Origin of the sequence: Streptomyces beihaiensis (assembly GCF_026274175.1) — a bacterium.
In the GTDB taxonomy this organism is placed as follows: Bacteria; Actinomycetota; Actinomycetes; order Streptomycetales; family Streptomycetaceae; genus Streptomyces; species Streptomyces beihaiensis.
Genome location: NZ_JAPHNL010000179.1, coordinates 1 through 18,057 on the forward strand (window position 1 = coordinate 1; position 18,057 = coordinate 18,057).

Genomic DNA, 18,057 nt, shown 5'->3' on the forward strand with positions numbered 1-18,057 from the left:
GCCCGGCTCGACGGACAGGCGATGGGCGGCGCGCGGCAGCAGCAGCCCGGCGATGGCGCCCCAGAGGGCGGCGAGGACGGCGAGGGCGGTCAAGAGGATGCGCATGTCGCTCGGGGGTGTGCTGTCACGCGGCGGGGGCCTGTCACCCGGCGGGGACCTGTCACGCGGTATGGGCTTGTCACCCGGTATGGGCTTGTCACTTGGGCACGCGTTTCAGGTCCGCCGTGGGGTTGCCCGCCTGCGGGTCCTTCGACGTGTACGTCAAGGACGCGCCGTTCCGGGTCAGATAGACGATGTGCGCGGCCTTGGCGCAGGTGTCGCCGTTCTTCGGGTCGGCCCGTCCCGCCGCCACGAGTTCCTTGGCGTCGGCGGACTTCAGGGTCAGTACGTCGACGCACTGGATGCCGAGCGGATCGGTCGAGGTCACGGTGCCGACCCGCTCACCGGTCCTCGCCTGGCTCAGCTCGACGCGGAACGTGCCGAAGGAGATGCCCGCCTGCTGCGCGGGGCCGTCCCAGGCGCCGAGGTAGAACCGCGGGACCTGCCCGCCGGTGCCCGCCCCGGCGGTGCCGGACGCGGAGACGGACACCGACGGGTGCGGCGGGGTCTTGCCGGCCGCGGTGCCGTCCTGCCCACCGCCCGGCAGCAGGTCGAGCAGGAACGCCCCGCCGACCGTCACCGCCGCCAGGGCTCCGGCGACGGCGAGCGCCACCGAGCAACTCACCTTGCGGCCGCGGCCGTCGGCGGAGCCGGAGCCCGCGTCCGCGTCCGCGTCCGCGTCCGAGGACGTCGTCGCCGATACGGAGACCGAGAGACGGCCCGGCTTGCCGGACGCGCCCCGCCTGCCGGACGTGGCGGGCCGCGCCGTCTCCGTACGCGGGCCGGGGACGGGCCCGTACGACGGATCCGGCGGCCCGAACACGCCTGCCGGGGCCGGGCCGGTCACCGCCGCGTCGTTGAAGGCGACACCGTTGAAGCCGACACCGTCGAAGTCGACCGGCCCGGAGGGCGGCACACCGTCGGCAGGGGCGTCGGCAGAGGTGCCGGCAGGGGCGTCGCCCTCCAGGTCGAGGAGGCGCACCGCACCGCGCGACACCTGTTCCACCAGGGGTCCGGGCAGCCAGCCCGCCGCGACGAGCCGCGCCGCCCCGTCGGGTGCCAGGCGCCGCGCCACCTCGCGCGGCGCGGGCCGCGCGGCCGGGTCCTTGGCCAGGCAGGCCGCGGCGACGTCCCGCAACTCACCGGTCAGCGCGCCCAGTTCGGGCTCCTCGTGCACCACCTTGTAGAGCAGCGCGGCCGACGAGTCGCCCGGGAACGGGGACTCGCCGCGCGCCGCGTACACGAGGACCGCGCCGAGGGAGAAGACGTCCGCGGCGCCGGTGACGCCCTTGCCGAGGATCTGCTCGGGCGCCATGTAGCCGGGCGAGCCGATGGAGACGCCGGTGGAGGTGAGGGACGCCGTGCCGTCCGTGGCGCGGGCGATGCCGAAGTCGATGAGGCGGGGGCCGTCGAGCGTCAGCAGCACGTTGGACGGCTTCACGTCGCGGTGGACCAGTCCCAGCCCGTGCACCGCCTCCAGGGCCTCGGCGAGGCCCGCGCCCAGGGCCCGTACGGAATGCTCGGGCAGCGCCCTCCGGGCGCCGTCGACGCTCTCGCCGCCGTCCGCCCCGCCGACGGCCTGGGTGAGCGAGGGACCCGCTACGTACCCGGTGGCGACCCACGGGACGGGGGCCTCGGGGTCCGCGTCGAGGACCGGCGCCGTCCAGGCCCCGCCGACCCGGCGGGCGGCTTCCACCTCGCGGCGAAAGCGCGCCCGGAACTGGTCGTCGAGCGCGAAGTGCGGGTGCACCACCTTCACGGCGACGGTGCGGCCTCCGGCGCTGCGGCCCAGATACACCCGGCCCATGCCGCCGTGCCCGAGCCTGCCGAGCAGCCGGTAGGGGCCCACCGTCGTCGGCTCGTCGGCCTGCAGCGGCTGCATGTCGGCACCACACTCCCCCGGATCACCATCACCGCGCTCGCTCGCCCCAGCAGGGTAGCCCCGCGCCGCGGCGGTCCGGCAGGCGGCGAGGGCGATCTCACGCGGGCCGTACGCTCACCTCGCTCACCGCGAATTCATGGCCGCGTCGAGCGGAACACGATTGCCGTTCAAGGCGATGACAAGAGGCGCGAGTACGAGCGGCCGGAGAGGGGAACGTCAGGCGGAGAAAAGCTCCACCCGCACATCCGCCGGGAATCCCGTCGTCGGCCCGACCCGTCGCGCGAACTCCGTGACGCCTTCCAGCTGGGCGGGGCCGAAGCGGAAGTCGAGCGTCGTGAAGTACTCGGCGAGGACCGCCTCGTCGAAGACCTCCCAGCGGGCCGCCTGCTCGGCGACCTTGTCGACCTCCTCCAGGGACAGGTCACGCGAGGCGAGGAACGCCTCGTGGACCTTGCTCGTGATGCGCGGCTCGCGGGCGACGTATTCCTTGCGGGCGGCCCACACGGCGAAGACGAACGGCAGCCCCGTCCACTCCTTCCACATGACGCCCAGGTCGTGCACCTCAAGGCCCAGGCGGGGCGCGTCGTGCAGGTTGGCGCGCAGCGCCGCGTCCCCGATGAGGACGGCCGCCTCGGCGTCCTGCATCATCTGGCCCAGGTCCGGCGGGCAGGTGTAGTAGTCGGGCGACACGCCGATCCGCTCGGCGAGCAGCAGCTGGGCGAGGCGGACAGAGGTGCGCGACGTGGAGCCCAGCGCGACACGCCGGCCGTCGAGCTGGTCGAGCGGCACCTGCGAGACGATCACGCAGGACATGACGGGACCGTCGCAGCCGACCGCCAGGTCAGGGAAGGCGACGAGCCGGTCGGCGGCCTTGAGGAACTCGACGAGGGTGACGGGCGCGATGTCCAGATCGCCGCGTACCAGCTGCTCGCTGAGCTTTTCCGGGGTGTCCTTCGTCAGCTCGAAGTCGAGGAGCGATCCCGTCCTGGCCAGGCCCCAGTACAGGGGCATGCAGTTGAGGAACTGGATGTGACCTACGCGCGGACGGGTGCGCCGCACGGCCTCTGAGGTCTCGGGAGAATTGTCCACATCGCGAGGCTAGACCCCGTGTTGTACGGTGCAGGCTCCGGCCCCCTCGGCGCCGCCGGTCAACCCACATCGAGGCCCGGTCAAACATCCGAGTGACGTGATCTTGCCCTCTATTGCTTTCGGCTGCCCGCGTGCTAGGCTCGCCGCAAGTTGCAGTTTGGTTTCCCTTGCAGTACAGAGCCTGCGGAGCATGTGACCGCGGGCTCTCGTCGTTTTCAGACTTTTGCAGTTGTTCGCAAGCGCATTTGCAGGTTCTGGAGCAGGGCGACCCTTTGGCCCATAGGAGGGCTTATGGCTACCGGAACCGTTAAGTGGTTCAACGCTGAAAAGGGCTTTGGCTTCATTGCCCAGGAAGGCGGCGGTCCCGACGTCTTCGTCCACTACTCCGCGATCAACGCGAACGGCTTCCGCTCCCTCGAGGAGAACCAGGCCGTGACCTTTGACGTGACGCAGGGTCCGAAGGGCCCGCAGGCGGAGAACGTCACCCCCCAGTAGTGGTGGCTTGATCCGGAACCTAGAGCAGTACCCAAGGAGCCCCGCTCCCCGTCGGCCTCACAGCCGGCCGGGCGAGACGGGGCTCCTGCCTTTTTCTCCGTACGCTCACTCCTGACGCCGTCCACCGGTCCATCCGCCCACGGACCCTTGCTCCGTCCACCGCGCCTCTCCCCGCCTACCGCCCCTTGCGCGGCAGCGCCACCGCGGCGACCACGGCGGTCACGCACAGCAGCGTCCCCGCCACGATCAGGCTCACCCGCATCCCGGCCACCGAGAACCCGTCGGCCGAAGCCGGTCCCGACCCGGCCAGGAGCGCCCCGAACAGCGCCACGGCCAGCGCCCCACCGGTCTGCCGCACCGCGTTGAGCAGGCCGGACGCCGTACCGGCACGCGGGCCGGGCACGGAGTCCATCAGCATCGCCGTGACCGCGGGGACGGCGAACGCCCCGCCGAACCCGGTCGGCACCAGCAGCACGATCAGCAGCCACAGCGGCGTGTCGACACCCACCGGCAGCAGCACGAACATGGCGAGCGCGAGGACCAGTTGGCCGATGACGATGACCGGGCGCCGGCCGAACCGCTCGGCCATCCGCGGCGAGATCAGGTTCGTGCCGGTGATGATCGCCGCGAGCGGCACGAACACCAGGCCCGCCGCCGTCGCCGACATGCCGCGCGCCTGCTGGAGGTAGAGGCCGAGCAGGAAGACGAGACCGTAGAAGGCCACGTTGATGGCGAAGCCGACCGCCAGCGAGACGGCGACCGTGCGCTCGCGCAGCATCGGCAGCGGCACCATCGGCGCGCGGTGACGCTTCTCGGAGACGTGGAAGGCGGACGCGGCGAGCACGGCGACGGCCGCCGAGACCAGCACCGGCGTCGACGTCCACCCGGCGTGCCCGCCCTCGATCACCGCGAAGGCCAGACCGGCCAGCGCGAGCACCGCCGTGACCTGCCCCGCGATGTCGAGCGGCGCGGTCCGGCGCGGCGACGGCGCCACCCGTACGAGCAAGGCGAGGATCGCCGCGCCGACCGGCAGGTTGAGGAAGAACACGGCCCGCCATCCGACCGACTGGGTCAGTACGCCGCCCAGGACCGGGCCCGCCGCCATCGCGACGGAGCCGCCCACCGTCCACAGGGCGATGGCCCGCGCCCGGTGCCGCGCGTCGTCGTACGCCTGCCGGATCAGCGCGAGCGATGCGGGCATGACGATCGCCGCCGCACCGCCCTGGACGACCCGCGCGGCGACGAGCGCGCCGATGCCGGGGGCCAGGCCGCAGGCGAGCGAGGCGAGCGTGAACAGACCGACGCCCAGAACGTAGGCGCGGCGCGCGCCCGCCCGGTCGGCCAGCGCACCGGCGGACAGCATCAGCCCCGCGAACATCAGGGTGTAGGCGTCCACGACCCACTGAAGGCCCGTCATGCCGCCGTGCAGCGAGGCGCGGATGCCGGGCAGGGCGATGTTCACGGCCGACACGTCGATGGTGATGACGGTGAAGCCGAGCAGGGCGGCGACCAGCGCCAGGGCGCCGGTACCGCTGCCCGTGCCCGTGCCGGTCGCGGACGGGGCTGTGGCGGTGGCCGTGGCTGTCTGGGTCGGCGCACCGGGGACGGGGCGCTTGGTCTCGGGTGCTGTGGTGGACACGCGGGGCTCCTCTTGGGTCGAGAGAACGGGTGGGTGGAAGGCCGGGGCCGCGGCCCTGTGACACGCACTCCCTGGGCTCCGCGGCCTTCCAGCCACCCGCAACGACCTCCACTCTTCCGCCGCACGCCCGCATGTGGCAGGCCGCGCTCCACCGGGGTGCAGCGTTCCTGGCCCTGACACGGCCCCCCATCGCGCGACGGCGGCCGGGGACAATGGCCCGTATGGCACGCACGGCTGAGAGCAACGGCACCAGTACCCATAACGGCACCGGCAACGGGAGCGGCACCGAGCTGGGCCGCTACCTGCGTGCCCGCCGCGCCCAGGTCACCCCGGCCGACGTGGGCCTGCCCGCGGGCACCGGACTGCGCCGCACCCCCGGCCTGCGCCGCGAGGAGCTGGCCACGCTCGCGGGCGTGAGCGTCGACTACTACACGCGCCTGGAGCGGGGCCGTGAGACCAACCCGTCCCCCGCCGTGATCGACGCCATCGGCCGCGCCCTGCGGCTGCGCGGCGACGCCCACGAACGCCTCCACGACCTGGCGGAACTCGCGTCGGGCCGGGTCTCCGAGCCCCGGCCCACGACGGACGACGTCGTGCGGGACTCGGTGCTGCGGATGCTGGAGGGGCTGCGGCCCATGCCGGCGTACGTGGTGGGCCGCTTCAACCACATGCTGGCCGCGAACCCGGCGGGCCGCGCCCTGATGCCCGGTCTGTGGGACTGGCCGGCCGAGCAGCGCAACGTCACCCGCTATCTCTTCCTGCACCCCGTCGGCCGCGAGTTGTACGTGCCGTGGACGGAGACGGTGGCCCAGTCGGTGGCCCATCTGCGCGCGGTGGGCGGCGCGGATCCGGACGACCCGCGGATGACGGCCCTCATCGGTGAACTCATGCTCAAGTCACCCGAGTTCGCCGCGATCTGGGACAGGTACGAGGTCCGGGAGCGCGGCGGCGGCACGAAGACCTTCGCCCACCCGAAGGTGGGCGAGATGACCCTCACGTATGAAGTGATGCGGCTTGCCCGTACCGGGGGGCAGCGCCTTGTGGTGTACCAAGCCGCCGCGGGGTCCGCGGATGAGGACGCCGTGCTGAAGCTCGACGCCGGCGCCCCCGGCCGCCCCGGCGACCCGCGGACGACCTACGACGAGTGACGCGGGTCGCCGGGAGTGGCGGATTTCGCGGGGGCCATCTCGACAACTCCTGACTGCTGAGTAACCTTACTCCGAAGTAAACTTGCGACCGAGCGGGGAGCTGACCGATGGCCGACGCCTATCTGAACTTCACCGGCACGGCCCCCGGCCGCTTCCTCACCCGCCGCCTCGGCCTGCCGCAGCCCGCCGCACTGCGCCGCCACAGCCCTGAACGCCCGCGCATCGAAGGCCATTTGCTGCACCTGACCGCGGGGCCTTCCACCCACCGCGACGACCTCGCCGCGCTCCTCGTCCGCACCGGCCACGACGTCGGCGGCACACCCCCCGGCGACGGCCCCGGCCTGGCATCGTCGGACTCGTACGGTCCCTCGCGCCGCGCGCGGCCGCCGGGTACGGCGTCTCGGTGAACGCCGTCGCGCCCGGCTTCATCGAGACCAGGATGACGGCCGCGGTGCCGCTGTTCATCCGGGAGGCCGGGCGGCGGATGAACTCCCTCGGGCAGGGCGGGCTGCCGGTGGACGTGGCCGAGACCACGGGATGGCTGGCCACCGGCTTCGGGGCGGTCAACGGGCAGGTGGTCCGGGTGTGCGGGCAGAGCCTGCTCGGGGCCTGACCGTGGCCTGAGCCGCTCGTCGTGGTCGACCGCGCCGTTCCTCACACCCCCTCAGAGGTAGCCCGTATGCACACGCTCGTCCTTGCCTCCACCCCCTCCCTGCTTCCCCTGATGGTCCGCGGGGCCCTCCTCTCCCCGCTCAAACGGCCCCACGCCGACGCGCCCTTCCCCGGCACCCGGCTCACCGTCCCCGCGCTCCGGGTCTCGGTCGCCCACCTCACCGCCTACGAGCGGGCCTGCGCCTTCCCCACCGGGCGAGCCGAGTTGCCGGTGACGTATCCGCACGTCCTCGGGTTTCCGCTCACGATGCGGCTGATGTCCGAGCGGGCGTTCCCGCTGCCGCTGCTCGGGCTCGTCCACACGTCGATCGACATCACTCAGGAGTGGGGCCCCTCACCGTCCGACCTCTACGAACTCTCGGTGCACATAAGGGAGTTGCTCGCGCACCGCCGTGGCACCGAGGCGGTCGTCGTCACCGAGTTGCGGACCGCCGGCGCCCCGGTGTGGCGATCCACCAGTACGTATCTGGCCCGCCACCGGACGTCGACCGCGCCCGACTCGGGCCCCGACGAAACCGCCGAACCCGCCCCGCCCCTCCCCTCGCTCGCCTCATGGCGCCTCGGCGGGGAGCTCGGCCGGCGGTACGCCGCCGCGTCGGGGGACCGCAACCCCATCCACCTGCACCCGCTCACGGCTCGCCTCTTCGGGTTCCCGCGCGCCATCGCGCACGGCATGTGGACGGTGGCCCGGTGTCTGGCCGAGCACGGTGCGCACGGGCCCGTCCACGTACGGGCCCGGTTCCGGGCGCCGGTGCTGCTTCCGGGTCGGGTGACGTACGCGGCGAAGGGCGGGGCGTTCGAACTGCGGGACGGGACGGGCGAGCGGGTCCACCTGTCGGGCGAGGTGCGGCCGTACGAGGACCGCCTCTAACGCGGAGACCAGCGCCGCCCGTTCATCAGGTCGCCGAGGCCCGACCAGGCGAAGTTCATCAGCGTCGCGGCAGCTTCGCACGCGGAGACGCCGGCGTCGCCGTTGGCCCACCCGGCGAGCGACTCGGCCGCGCCGACCAGAGCCTGGGCCAGTCCGGCGACCTCGCGTTCGGCGAGGTCGGGGGTGCCGTGCGCCTCGCGGGCCGCGACGGCGACCAGCGAGGTCACGAACGCCACGATCTCCTCGCGCATCGCGGTGACCTCGGCGACGAACGGCTCACCGCCCGAGCGTGCGTGGTTGTGCAACACGGCCCAGCCGTCGGGGTGTTCGGCGGTGTGCGTGAAGAAGGCGGTCAGGCCGTCCCAGAGCCGGCGGTCGACCGGACGCGCGCTGTCCACGCCGCCGCGCACGGCACCGATCAAGGCGGCGGCCTCGCGCCGGATGCAGGCGGTGAACAGGTCTTCCTTGGAGTTCAGGTACAGGTAGACGAGCGGCTTGGAGACCCCGGCGAGCTCGGCTATCTCGTCCATGGAGGCGGCCCGGTAGCCACGGCTCCCGAAGACCCGCAGAGCGGCGTCCATCATCTGCCGCTCCCGCTCGGCCCGGGGCATGCGCTTGTGCCGCACCACCCCGCCCTTCTCGTCGCCGCCCACCCCGGCCGCCCTTCCCACACGCCACGTACGGGGTCAGCTTATGCGGCGCGGAGGTCGTCGACTTCTCCGAGAGCGATCAGACGCAAGACGCAAGGCACAGACGCGGGACGTGCCCCACTCCCGTTTCGGGCGTGGGGCACGTCGGTGTACGAGCCCGGGGACGTCAGGCGGCGGCCTGGACCGTCACCGCCTGGGGCTCGTCCACCGGGGAGGCGGTCGCGTTGTCGTAGGCGGTACGGTCGAGGATCCTCTCGCGGGCCGAGACGATCACCGGGACCAGCGACTGGCCCGCCACGTTCGTCGCCGTCCGCATCATGTCGAGGATCGGGTCGATCGCGAGCAGCAGGCCGACGCCCTCCATGGGCAGACCGAGCGTGGACAGGGTCAGCGTCAGCATGACCGTGGCGCCGGTGAGACCGGCCGTGGCGGCCGAGCCGATGACCGAGACGAAGACGATCAGCAGGTAGTCCGTCAGGTTCAGGTGGATGTCGAAGATCTGCGCGACGAAGATCGAGGCGATCGCCGGGTAGATCGAGGCGCAGCCGTCCATCTTCGTCGTCGAACCGAACGGCACGGAGAAGGAGGCGTACTCCTTCGGGACGCCGAGGCGTTCGGTGACCTTCTGGGTCAGCGGCATGGTGCCGACCGAGGAGCGGGAGACGAACGCCAGCTGGATCGCGGGCCAGGCGCCCTTGTAGAACCGCAGCGGGTTGAGCTTGGCGACGGTCGCGAGGAGCGTCGGGTAGACGCCGAAGAGGATCAGGGCGCAGCCGATGTAGATGTCGGCGGTGAATGTCGCGTACTTGCTGATCAGGTTCCATCCGTAGCTGGCGATGGCGTTGCCGATCAGGCCGACGGTGCCGATGGGCGCGAGCTTGATGACCCACCACAGGGCCTTCTGGAGGAGTTCGAGCACGGACTCCGAGAGCGTGAGGACCGGCTTGGCCTTCTCGCCGATCTGCAGGATCGCGATGCCCGCGACGGCGGCCATGAAGACGATCTGAAGGACGTTCAGTTCGGTGAACGGCGTGACGACGTCGGTCGGGACGATTCCGGTGAGGAAGTCGATCCAGGAGCCCTGGGTCTGCGGCTTCGCACCGTCCTTCGGCGTGAGGCCGGTGCCCGCGCCGGGGTGGGTGAGCAGGCCGATGACCAGGCCGATGCTCACCGCGATCAGCGACGTGATCATGAACCAGAGGAGGGTGCGTGAGGCGAGGCGCGCCGCGTTGTTGACCTTCCTCAGGTTGGTGATCGAGACGAGGATGGCGAAGAAGACGAGCGGCGCCACGGCCAGCTTCAGGAGCTGGACGAAGAGGCTGCCGATCTTGTCGAGGGTGCCGGCCAGCCACGAGATGTCCTGGCTGCGGGCGAGCCAGCCGAGCAGCGCGCCCAGGACGAGACCGCCAAGGATCTGCGCCCAGAACGGGATCTTGAAGGTGCGAGAACCGGACTTCGGGCCGGTTTCGGCGGTGTTCGCGGACACGGAGGCACTCCAGTGGGTGACGCGCGGGGACAAGGCAGGGGTGGGTGGGGTGGAGCGGCGACCGTGCAGGAGTCGACGGCAGGCCGCCGCGGCGCTTCGGGCTACGAGAGTCGGTCGCGGTCAGACGCGACGACAGGCCGCGCAGACACAGCGGCAGAGATCGACATGCCGGCGCGACACGAGCGGGACGCTCATGGCGTTGGAGGGCGCGGCTGATGTCTTCATGCCGGGAACCGTAACACCAAGTCTTTGAGAACATCAAAGGGGTTCTTGGGGTTGCGCGCACGATTCCCCGGGCCCGAGAGGGGCGAATGCCTTGAAAACACAGGAAGCCCCGGCACCTGTCCGGTACCGGGGCTGTGACGAAACTTACGGGATGCTCAGGAGGCGCCCTGCGCGCGGGCGGCGTCGTCCGCCGCGTCCTCCATCGTGCGGTTGGCCTCCATGTTCGCCTTCGCGCGGTCGACGCGGGCGACGATCTTCCGGGAGGCGCGGTCGCGCTCCTTGCGCAGCACGACGTAGCTGATCGGGGCGGAGATCACGAGCGCGAGCAGGGCGACCCAGAGGTAGTTGGAGCCGCCGACGCCGCGAGGCACGATGCCCGAGTAGACCAGACCCCAGACGACGAGGAAGCAGCCAGCGAAGATCCCGAGGCGCATCAGCGTGTAGCGGAGCATGTCAATCCAGTCTTCCGTTTCGAAAAGACCCCGGTACCGGGACGGCAAATGTCCCTATACAAGGCGAGCGTCCCACCAGTGAAGCACGGCGCGGGGCGGGCCGGGACAACGGGGGTCGCGGGGCCGTGCCCGCACCCCCCTACCCTCGACGTATGCCCATGACCTTCCAGCTGGACCCGCCGATCGACCCCGCGCTGCGCGACGACGTCCTCGCGCTGTGGGCGGACGTGACCAACGCGGGCGGCGCCGTCGGGTTCGTGCCTCCGACGACCCCGGAGGAGATACGCCCGGAGTTCCTGCGGCACCTGACCGCCGTCGCGGAGGGCCGCACCCGGCTCCTGGTGGGCCGGGACGCCGACGCGGACGCCGGCGCCGGCGCGGCCGGGACCGTCACGGCTACGGCGTTCCTCACGTACAGCCAGCATCGCCTGATGCGCCACCACCTGTGGGTGTACACGGTGATGGTGCACCCCAAGCACCAGGGCCGGGGCTACGGCCGGGCGCTCATGGCGGCGGTCGCCGACGCGGCCCGCTCCTTCGACGGCATCGAGGCGGTCCGCCTCACGTGCCGGGGCGGTACGGGGGCGGACCGGTTCTACAAGGCGTGCGGCTACCAGGAGGTCGGGCGGGTTCCCGGGGCGATCCGGGTGGCGCCGGGCGACGACCGTGACGACGTCCACCTGATGCTGCCGCTGACCGCTCCGGGGCGTTGATGCCTCAGATCCGCATGGGCTGGGGCGCGTCCCGGCGGCCGGGGTCGGCGCCCTCGTACTCGCGGATGATCTCGTAGCGCGTGTTCCGCTCGACGGGGCGGAAGCCGGCGTCGCGGATGAGGTCGAGCAGGTCCTCGCGGGTCAGCTTGTTCGGCGTGCCGAAGTCGTCCGCGTCGTGCGTGATCTTGTACTCGACGACCGACCCGTCCATGTCGTCCGCCCCGTGCTGGAGCGCGAGCTGCGTGGTCTGCAGCCCGTGCATCACCCAGAAGCACTTCACGTGCGGCACGTTGTCGAACAGCAGCCGGGAGACCGCGAACGTCTTGAGCGCCTCCGCGCCGGTCGCCATGGTCGTGCGCGCCTGGAGGCGGTTACGGACCTTGCCGTCCTTCATGTCGACGAAGTCGTGCTGGTAGCGCAGCGGGATGAAGACCTGGAAGCCGTTGGTCTCGTCCTGGAGCTCGCGCAGGCGCAGCACGTGGTCGACGCGGTGGCGGGGCTCCTCGATGTGCCCGTACAGCATCGTCGCCGGGGTCTTGAGCCCCTTCTCGTGCGCGAGGCGGTGGATGCGCGACCAGTCCTCCCAGTGGGTGTCGTGGTCGACGATGTGCTGCCGGATCTCCCAGTCGAAGATCTCGGCGCCGCCGCCGGTCAGCGACTCCAGCCCCGCTTCGATGAGCTCGTCGAGGATCTCGGAGGCGCTCAGGCCGGAGATCTTCTCGAAGTGGTGGATCTCGGTGGCCGTGAACGCCTTGAGGCCGACGTTCGGCAGGGCCTCCTTGAGGGCCTTGAGCGAGCGCGGGTAGTAGCGCCACGGCAGGTTGGGGTGGAGGCCGTTGACGATGTGCAGCTCGGTGAGGTTCTCCGACTCCATCGCCTTGGCGAGCTTGACGGCCTCCTCGATGCGCATCGTGTACGCGTCCTTCTCGCCCGGCTTGCGCTGGAAGGAGCAGTACGCGCACGAAGCCGTGCACACGTTGGTCATGTTGAGGTGCCGGTTGACGTTGAAGTGGACGACGTCACCGTTCTTGCGCGTGCGCACCTCGTGGGCGAGGCCGCCCAGCCAGGCCAGGTCGTCCGACTCGTAGAGCGCGATGCCGTCCTCGCGGGTCAGGCGGACGCCGCCTTGCACCTTCTGCTCCAGCTCACGCTTGAGACCTGAGTCCATCTTCTACCGCCCGTACCTCTCCTCGCTCACCGACCACCCCACCGTACGCCAGCCCGTCTCAGCTCTCTTCGGGGAGTTCGCCGACGCGGTTCTCCCACTTCGTGGAGAGCACGATCGTCGTCCGCGTGCGGGAGACGCCCTTGGTGCCGCTCAGGCGGCGGATCGTCTTCTCCAGGACGTCGACGTCACCGGCGCGCACCTTGAGCATGAACGAGTCGTCGCCCGCGATGAACCAGCAGTCCTCGATCTCCTGAAGGTCCTTCAGGCGCTCGGCGACGTCCTCGTGGTCGGCGGCGTCGGACAGGGAGATGCCGATGAGCGCGGTGACGCCCAGGCCGAGCGAGGCGGAGTCGACCGTGGCGCGGTAGCCGGTGATGACACCGGCCGCTTCGAGGCGGTTGATGCGGTCGGTGACGCTGGGGCCGGAGAGGCCAACGAGGCGGCCCAACTCGGCGTACGAGGCGCGGCCGTTCTCGCGCAGGGCCTGAATGAGCTGCCTGTCCACGGCGTCCATAGGTCCAAAGCCTTTCATTATTCAGCGTTGACGCGAGTTTACGTGTAGAATCTAAGGCGTCCAGGGCTTACGCCCTGCAAAATCTAAAGTTCAGTCGCCGGATCAGCGAAGATCCACGTCTCACAGGAGTGTTGCCGCCGTGTTCACGATCGAGATGGCCTACGCCCGCATGCGCGAGATGCAGGACCAGGCCAATCGAGCACGTGTCCACCAGTCCGCCGCTTCCGCGCACCGCGCGGCCAAGAAGGCCGCCCGCGCCAAGAAGCGCTAGTCCTCGTCGCGGGAGCCTCCTCCCAGGTCTCCCGCCCAGCGGCGGTACAGCTCGTGCGGCACCCCCGCCGCATCGAGCACCCGCCCGGCGACGAAGTCCACCAGATCCTGGATGTGCGTCGCCCCCGCGTAGAACGCCGGAGAGGCGGGCAGCACGACCGCGCCCGCCTCGTCCAGCGTCACCAGGTGCTTGAGGGTCTGCCCGCTCAGCGGCGTCTCCCGCACCGCCACCACGAGCCTGCGCCGCTCCTTGAGCGTCACGCTCGCCGCGCGCTGCAGCAGGTCCTTCGACAGGCCCAGCGCCACACCGGCCACGCAGGCCGTCGAGGCGGGCACGACGATCATGCCCTTGACCGGGTACGAGCCCGATGACGGCCCCGCCGCGAGATCACCCGCGGGCCAGTACCGCACCCCGCTCAGCTCCACGTCCGCGAACGTGTCCGGCTTCCCGTCGGCCCCGCGCGCCAGCCACTGGGCGAGGTCGCCTCGCCAGTGCGCGTCGCGAAAGGCGATACCCGTCTCGTCGAGCAGCGTGAGCCGCGACGCCCGCGAGACCACCAGGTCCACGGCCTCGCCCGCCGCGATCAGCGCACGCAGCACGGACGCGGCGTACGGCGTACCCGATGCTCCGGACACCCCGACCACCCAGGGCCTGCGGCTGTTCGTCTTGGCGTGCTCCACACCACGAGCCTATCCGGCGCCCGCACACGGCCACTTGAGCAGGGGCCGTGCATGACCGTGCGGCCGCGCGAGCGCGCCGCGTTCGCCGGCAGCCGCCAGGAGCGGCGCGGCCCCGAGGCCGATACCGGACGTCCCTGCCATGATCAGGTCAGAGCTTGCCCAGGATCACGCCCCGCCACGTCCAGCCGGAGCCGAGGACCGTCTCCTGGAGCGGGCGCTTCAGGTCGTCCGAGTCGAAGCGGAAGCTGTCCGTGCCACCGGCCCCCGTGCCGTCACCGCCGACGGTGCGGCGCACCGACACCGTGCGGACCTGGCCGCGCTGTGCCCGCGCCACCACGGACAGCGTGGGCGCCCCCGCCGACCAGGTCACGTCGAACTCCTGGTCCACGGCCCTGACCTCGTGCTGGTCCGGAGCCAGGCGCATCCGGACCTGGAAGGTGCGGCTGACCTGGCTGCGGGCGAAGTACGTCTGCCAGGCCGGTTCGAGGACGCGCCACTCGGCGATCAGGTCGGCCCCCTCCGCGCGGCCGTCACGGACGGCGTACGGGACGTCGGGGCCGTTCAGGGCGAGCAGCGCCGCCCGCACGTCGGCGGCGGGGCGCGCCGCGACGCCCTCGGGCGGGCGTCGGGTTCCGGTGAGCCTGTCGAAGAGTCCCATGGCGCCAACGTAGGCGGGCCGCCCGTCAGACGGTAAGCCCCCGCACCAGCAGGTCGAGCAGCGCGCACACGAACAGCGCGATGCCGATGAACCCGTTGACCTGGAAGAACGCCCGGTTCAGCCGGGACAGGTCGTGCGGCTTGACGATCGTGTGCTCGTACAGGAAGGCGCCCGCCACGACGACCAGGCCCACCCAGAAGAACGTTCCGGCACCCGTCGACAGCGCGTACCAGACGAACAGGGCCGTCGTCAGCGCGTGGCAGGCGCGGGCGCCCCGGATCGCGGCCGGGATGCCGAAGCGGGCCGGGACGGACTTCACGCCGATCTCCCGGTCGGTCTCCACGTCCTGGCACGCGTAGATCAGGTCGAAGCCACCGATCCACACGCCGACCGCCAGGCCCAGGATCACCGCGTCCCAGTCCCAGGACCCGCTGATGGCGATCCACGCGCCGACCGGGCCCATCGCCTGGGCCAGACCGAGGATGGCCTGCGGGAAGTTCGTGAAGCGTTTCCCGTACGGGTAGACCACCATCGGGATCACGGCGATCGGCGCCAGGGCCAGGCAGAGCGGGTTCAGGAGGGCCGCCGCGCCGAGGAAGATCACCAGGGCGACCAGCGCGCCGGTCCACGCCGACTTGACCGACACCGCGCCCGTGACGAGCTCACGGTGGGCGGTCCTCGGGTTACGGGCGTCGATCTCGCGGTCGATGATCCGGTTCGCCGCCATCGCGAACGTCCGCAGGCCCACCATGCAGATCGTCACCAGGAGCAGGCGCCCCCAGTGGATGTTCTTGTCCCACTCGTACATGGCCGTGAGCGAGGCGATGTACGCGAAGGGCAGCGCGAAGACCGAGTGCTCGATCATCACCAGGCGCAGGAACGCCTTCGTCCGGCCCGGCTGCTGCGGCAGTGCCGCCGATGCGCTGGTCACGACAGTCCGTACTCCTTCCAGCGGCGGTCCACCAGGTCCGCCGTACGGGGGTCGGAGACGACCATGTGCGGCCAGCCACCGTCCCGCGTGTAGCCCTCCTCGGGCCACTTCCGCGTGGCGTCGATGCCTGCCTTGCCACCCCAGAACTGCTGGTAGGAGGCGTGGTCGAGGTGGTCGACGGGCCCCTCGACGACGGTCAGGTCACGGGCGTAGTCCGTGTTCCCCAGCGCGCGCCATGAGACTTCATGAAGATCGTGGACATCGCAATCGGAATCGACGACCACGATGAGTTTGGTCAGCGACATCATGTGCGCGCCCCAGACGGCGTGCATGACCTTCTGGGCGTGCTTGGGGTACTTCTTGTCGATCGAGACGATCGCGCAGTTGTGGAAGCCGCCCGACTCGGGCAGGTGGTAGTCGACGATGTCCGGGACGATCACCTTGAGGAGGGGAAGGAAGAACCGCTCCGTGGCCCGTCCCAGCGGGCCGTCCTCGGTCGGGGGGCGGCCGACGACGATCGACTGGAGCAGCGGGCGCCCGCGCATCGTGACGCAGTCGATGGTCAGGGCCGGGAACGGCTCCTGCGGGGTGTAGAAACCGGTGTGGTCGCCGAAAGGGCCCTCCGGGAGCATCTCGCCCGGCTCCAGCCAGCCCTCCAGGACCACTTCGGCGTTGGCCGGGACCTGGAGCGGCACCGTCTTGCAGTCGACCATCTCGACGCGCTTGCCCTGGAGGAACCCGGCGAGCATGTACTCGTCCATGTCGCCGGGGAGCGGGGCGGTCGAGGCGTACGTGACGGCGGGCGGGCAGCCGAAGGCGATGGCGACCGGCAGCCTCTCGCCGCGCCGTGCGGCCACCTGGTAGTGGTTGCGGCTGTCCTTGTGGATCTGCCAGTGCATGCCGATGGTGCGCTTGTCGTGGCGCTGGAGGCGGTACAGACCCAGGTTGCGGACGCCGGTGTCCGGGTCCTTGGTGTGGGTGAGGCCGAGGTTGAAGAAGGAGCCGCCGTCCTCCGGCCAGGTGAACAGCGCCGGGAGCCGGTCGAGGTCGACCTCGTCGCCACGCAGGACGACCTCGTGGACCGGCGCGTCCTTCACCTTGCGCGGCGGGACGTGCGCCATGGCACCGAGCTTGCCGAACGCCTCGCGCACGCCCACGAACCCGTGCGGCAGCTCCGGCTTGAGCAGGCCGCCGATCTTCTCGCTGATCTCGTCGTACGACGTCAGGCCGAGCGCCTTGAGGAGGCGGCGGTCGGTGCCGTACACGTTCATCGCGAGGGGCATCGACGAGCCCTTCACGTTCTCGAAGAGAAGGGCGGGGCCGCCGGCCTTGTTGACCCGGTCGACGATCTCACCGACCTCCAAGTGCGGGTCGACCTCGGCCTTGATGCGCTTGAGGTCGCCCTCGCGCTCCAGCGCCCTCAGCAGCGAGCGAAGATCGTCGTAAGCCATGCCGTCCAGTTTGTCATCCCGTAAGCCCGACCGTGCCCGGGGCACCCGACCCCGACTGTCCGTGCTCCGCTCCGGCCTCCCAGGCGAAGCCGTCGGGGTCGGTGAAGGAGGCGGTGCGCGCGCCGCCGATGACGATGCGGTGCGAGCCGGTGCCGTCGGCCGCGACACCGAGCTCCTTGGCCAGGGCGCCCCGCTTGTAGAGGGCGAGCTTGACCGGGTCACCGGCGTCGGCGGTGAACTCCGCGTACTTGCCGCCGAAGCTCTTGCCGACCTTCAGGCCGTGTCCGACGTAGAACTCCTTCGTCGCCTTCGGCGTGGGGTGGTGGGTCTTCGTACGGGTGTCAGGACGGCGACGAGGCCCGGGGCGAGGGCAGGGGTGAAGGCGGAGGCGGGGGCGGGGGCGGGGACGGGCACGCCGCCGCGTGCGCGGCGGCGCGTGCGCGGGCCCATTCGGGGTGGCACATGCGCGATGCGCCTCCCCTCAGACCTTGGGCGCGTCGGAGAGCTCCTGGATGCGGACCAGGTTCCCGGCCGGGTCCCGGAAGGCGCAGTCGCGGATGCCGTACGGCTGCAGCGTGGGCTCCTGGACGACCTCGGCGCCGCCCGCCTGCACCTTCTCGAACGTGCCGTCGAGGTCGTGGGTGGCCAGCAGGATCCAGCCGTAGGTGCCCTTGGCCATCATCTCGGTGATGGTGCGGCGCTCGTCGTCGGTGATGCCCGGGTCGGCGGCGGGCGGCGCCAGGAGGATGGAGGTGCCGGGCTGGCCGACGGGGCCGACGGTGATCCAGCGCATGGCGCCCTGGCCCACGTCGGTGCGGACCTCGAAGCCGAGGATGTCGCGGTAGAAGGCGACGGACTCCTCCGGGTCGGTGTGCGGGAGGGCCGTGGTGTGAATGGTGATGTCCATGGATCCGACGTTAGGCGCGGCCCCCCGGACGCGCTTCTCGATTCCTGACCGATGCC

19 protein-coding genes and 2 pseudogenes are annotated in these 18,057 nt (G+C 71.2%); 7 read left to right on the forward strand and 14 right to left on the reverse strand.

The genetic code is table 11. The features are described from left to right. Positions 1-196: 196 nt before the first annotated feature. Both OFY01_RS16150 and OFY01_RS16155 read right to left on the reverse strand, forming a co-directional pair. A complete protein-coding gene (locus OFY01_RS16150) occupies positions 197-1,981 on the reverse strand; it encodes a serine/threonine-protein kinase (RefSeq protein ID WP_266600478.1) in 1,785 nt (594 codons plus the stop codon). Positions 1,982-2,197: 216 nt separating this feature from the next. Continuing rightward, a complete protein-coding gene (locus OFY01_RS16155) occupies positions 2,198-3,070 on the reverse strand; it encodes a menaquinone biosynthetic enzyme MqnA/MqnD family protein (protein ID WP_266600480.1) in 873 nt (290 codons plus the stop codon). Positions 3,071-3,361: 291 nt separating this feature from the next. On the opposite strand from OFY01_RS16155, the gene OFY01_RS16160 reads away from it, so the two are divergent. Further along, positions 3,362-3,565 carry a cold-shock protein gene (locus tag OFY01_RS16160; RefSeq protein ID WP_266600482.1) on the forward strand — a complete coding sequence of 68 codons (204 nt, stop codon included), beginning with the start codon at positions 3,362-3,364 and terminating at the stop codon, positions 3,563-3,565. 175 nt (positions 3,566-3,740) lie between these two features. On the opposite strand, the gene OFY01_RS16165 is transcribed toward OFY01_RS16160, so the two are convergent. Further along, positions 3,741-5,204: an MFS transporter gene (locus OFY01_RS16165; RefSeq protein WP_266600484.1), complete on the reverse strand. Its 1,464-nt coding sequence runs from the start codon at positions 5,202-5,204 to the stop codon at positions 3,741-3,743. Positions 5,205-5,425: 221 nt separating this feature from the next. Here OFY01_RS16165 and OFY01_RS16170 point away from each other — a divergent pair, with 221 nt between their 5' ends. The 4 genes and pseudogenes from OFY01_RS16170 to OFY01_RS16185 all read left to right on the forward strand — a co-directional run bounded on the left by OFY01_RS16170 (position 5,426) and on the right by OFY01_RS16185 (position 7,895). Beyond that, the gene (locus OFY01_RS16170; RefSeq protein WP_266600486.1) at positions 5,426-6,352 is read left to right on the forward strand and encodes a helix-turn-helix transcriptional regulator; all 927 of its coding nucleotides are present in this window, start codon (positions 5,426-5,428) and stop codon (positions 6,350-6,352) included. Between the two features lie 107 nt (positions 6,353-6,459). Next, complete coding sequence (locus OFY01_RS16175; protein ID WP_266600488.1) at positions 6,460-6,759, forward strand: hypothetical protein; 300 nt, start codon at positions 6,460-6,462, stop codon at positions 6,757-6,759. Continuing rightward, a pseudogene (locus OFY01_RS16180) lies at positions 6,690-6,965 on the forward strand (SDR family oxidoreductase); the annotation flags it as partial. The gene OFY01_RS16175 and the pseudogene OFY01_RS16180, both read left to right, overlap by 70 nt. 66 nt (positions 6,966-7,031) lie before the next feature. Continuing rightward, positions 7,032-7,895, forward strand: a complete 864-nt coding sequence (locus OFY01_RS16185; RefSeq protein ID WP_266600490.1) for a MaoC/PaaZ C-terminal domain-containing protein — start codon at positions 7,032-7,034, stop codon at positions 7,893-7,895. On the opposite strand, the gene OFY01_RS16190 is transcribed toward OFY01_RS16185, so the two are convergent. The 3 genes from OFY01_RS16190 to OFY01_RS16200 all read right to left on the reverse strand — a co-directional run bounded on the left by OFY01_RS16190 (position 7,892) and on the right by OFY01_RS16200 (position 10,708). Beyond that, a complete protein-coding gene (locus tag OFY01_RS16190) occupies positions 7,892-8,506 on the reverse strand; it encodes a TetR/AcrR family transcriptional regulator (RefSeq protein WP_266600588.1) in 615 nt (204 codons plus the stop codon). The two genes, OFY01_RS16185 and OFY01_RS16190, sit on opposite strands and share 4 nt — an antisense overlap. 205 nt (positions 8,507-8,711) lie before the next feature. Then, on the reverse strand, positions 8,712-10,031 hold the full coding sequence (locus tag OFY01_RS16195; RefSeq protein WP_266600492.1) for a dicarboxylate/amino acid:cation symporter: 1,320 nt from the start codon (positions 10,029-10,031) through the stop codon (positions 8,712-8,714). 380 nt (positions 10,032-10,411) lie between these two features. Continuing rightward, on the reverse strand, positions 10,412-10,708 hold the full coding sequence (locus tag OFY01_RS16200; protein WP_266600494.1) for a DUF4229 domain-containing protein: 297 nt from the start codon (positions 10,706-10,708) through the stop codon (positions 10,412-10,414). 152 nt (positions 10,709-10,860) lie between these two features. Here OFY01_RS16200 and OFY01_RS16205 point away from each other — a divergent pair, with 152 nt between their 5' ends. After that, positions 10,861-11,421 carry a GNAT family N-acetyltransferase gene (locus OFY01_RS16205; RefSeq protein WP_266600496.1) on the forward strand — a complete coding sequence of 187 codons (561 nt, stop codon included), beginning with the start codon at positions 10,861-10,863 and terminating at the stop codon, positions 11,419-11,421. 4 nt (positions 11,422-11,425) lie between these two features. Here OFY01_RS16205 and mqnE read toward each other — a convergent pair whose 3' ends face one another. Continuing rightward, positions 11,426-12,589 carry an aminofutalosine synthase MqnE gene (gene mqnE, locus OFY01_RS16210; RefSeq protein WP_266600498.1) on the reverse strand — a complete coding sequence of 388 codons (1,164 nt, stop codon included), beginning with the start codon at positions 12,587-12,589 and terminating at the stop codon, positions 11,426-11,428. A 58-nt stretch (positions 12,590-12,647) separates the two neighbouring features. Next, positions 12,648-13,103, reverse strand: coding sequence for an Lrp/AsnC family transcriptional regulator (locus OFY01_RS16215; protein ID WP_266600500.1), 456 nt, complete (start codon positions 13,101-13,103; stop codon positions 12,648-12,650). 139 nt (positions 13,104-13,242) lie between these two features. On the opposite strand from OFY01_RS16215, the gene OFY01_RS16220 reads away from it, so the two are divergent. After that, positions 13,243-13,374, forward strand: coding sequence for a hypothetical protein (locus OFY01_RS16220; RefSeq protein WP_266600502.1), 132 nt, complete (start codon positions 13,243-13,245; stop codon positions 13,372-13,374). Here the strand turns inward: OFY01_RS16220 and OFY01_RS16225 are convergent. The 6 genes and pseudogenes from OFY01_RS16225 to OFY01_RS16250 all read right to left on the reverse strand — a co-directional run bounded on the left by OFY01_RS16225 (position 13,371) and on the right by OFY01_RS16250 (position 18,001). Further along, positions 13,371-14,054 carry a UbiX family flavin prenyltransferase gene (locus OFY01_RS16225; RefSeq protein WP_266600504.1) on the reverse strand — a complete coding sequence of 228 codons (684 nt, stop codon included), beginning with the start codon at positions 14,052-14,054 and terminating at the stop codon, positions 13,371-13,373. The two genes, OFY01_RS16220 and OFY01_RS16225, sit on opposite strands and share 4 nt — an antisense overlap. Before the next feature lie 148 nt (positions 14,055-14,202). Then, a complete protein-coding gene (locus OFY01_RS16230) occupies positions 14,203-14,712 on the reverse strand; it encodes a hypothetical protein (protein ID WP_266600506.1) in 510 nt (169 codons plus the stop codon). Between the two features lie 25 nt (positions 14,713-14,737). Beyond that, positions 14,738-15,643 carry a menaquinone biosynthesis prenyltransferase MqnP gene (gene mqnP / locus OFY01_RS16235; RefSeq protein WP_266600508.1) on the reverse strand — a complete coding sequence of 302 codons (906 nt, stop codon included), beginning with the start codon at positions 15,641-15,643 and terminating at the stop codon, positions 14,738-14,740. Beyond that, positions 15,640-17,094: a menaquinone biosynthesis decarboxylase gene (locus OFY01_RS16240; protein WP_266600510.1), complete on the reverse strand. Its 1,455-nt coding sequence runs from the start codon at positions 17,092-17,094 to the stop codon at positions 15,640-15,642. The genes mqnP and OFY01_RS16240 overlap by 4 nt, the downstream gene beginning before the upstream one ends. Positions 17,095-17,107: 13 nt before the next feature. Next, a pseudogene (locus tag OFY01_RS16245) lies at positions 17,108-17,404 on the reverse strand (glyoxalase); the annotation flags it as partial. A 171-nt stretch (positions 17,405-17,575) separates the two neighbouring features. Then, entirely contained in the window at positions 17,576-18,001 is a 426-nt protein-coding gene (locus OFY01_RS16250) for a VOC family protein (protein WP_266600512.1), read from the reverse strand. Between the last annotated feature and the right edge of the window lie 56 nt (positions 18,002-18,057).

Coding starts and splice junctions, on each gene's coding strand:
- OFY01_RS16150 (WP_266600478.1), bottom strand. CDS start 1,981: ATGCAGCCGCTGCAGGCCGACGAGCCGACGACGGTGGGCCCCTACCGG.
- OFY01_RS16250 (WP_266600512.1), bottom strand. CDS start 18,001: ATGGACATCACCATTCACACCACGGCCCTCCCGCACACCGACCCGGAG.
- OFY01_RS16215 (WP_266600500.1), bottom strand. CDS start 13,103: ATGGACGCCGTGGACAGGCAGCTCATTCAGGCCCTGCGCGAGAACGGC.
- OFY01_RS16185 (WP_266600490.1), top strand. CDS start 7,032: ATGCACACGCTCGTCCTTGCCTCCACCCCCTCCCTGCTTCCCCTGATG.
- OFY01_RS16190 (WP_266600588.1), bottom strand. CDS start 8,506: ATGCCCCGGGCCGAGCGGGAGCGGCAGATGATGGACGCCGCTCTGCGG.
- mqnE (WP_266600498.1), bottom strand. CDS start 12,589: ATGGACTCAGGTCTCAAGCGTGAGCTGGAGCAGAAGGTGCAAGGCGGC.
- OFY01_RS16170 (WP_266600486.1), top strand. CDS start 5,426: ATGGCACGCACGGCTGAGAGCAACGGCACCAGTACCCATAACGGCACC.
- OFY01_RS16230 (WP_266600506.1), bottom strand. CDS start 14,712: ATGGGACTCTTCGACAGGCTCACCGGAACCCGACGCCCGCCCGAGGGC.
- OFY01_RS16160 (WP_266600482.1), top strand. CDS start 3,362: ATGGCTACCGGAACCGTTAAGTGGTTCAACGCTGAAAAGGGCTTTGGC.
- OFY01_RS16200 (WP_266600494.1), bottom strand. CDS start 10,708: ATGCTCCGCTACACGCTGATGCGCCTCGGGATCTTCGCTGGCTGCTTC.
- OFY01_RS16175 (WP_266600488.1), top strand. CDS start 6,460: ATGGCCGACGCCTATCTGAACTTCACCGGCACGGCCCCCGGCCGCTTC.
- OFY01_RS16205 (WP_266600496.1), top strand. CDS start 10,861: ATGCCCATGACCTTCCAGCTGGACCCGCCGATCGACCCCGCGCTGCGC.
- OFY01_RS16240 (WP_266600510.1), bottom strand. CDS start 17,094: ATGGCTTACGACGATCTTCGCTCGCTGCTGAGGGCGCTGGAGCGCGAG.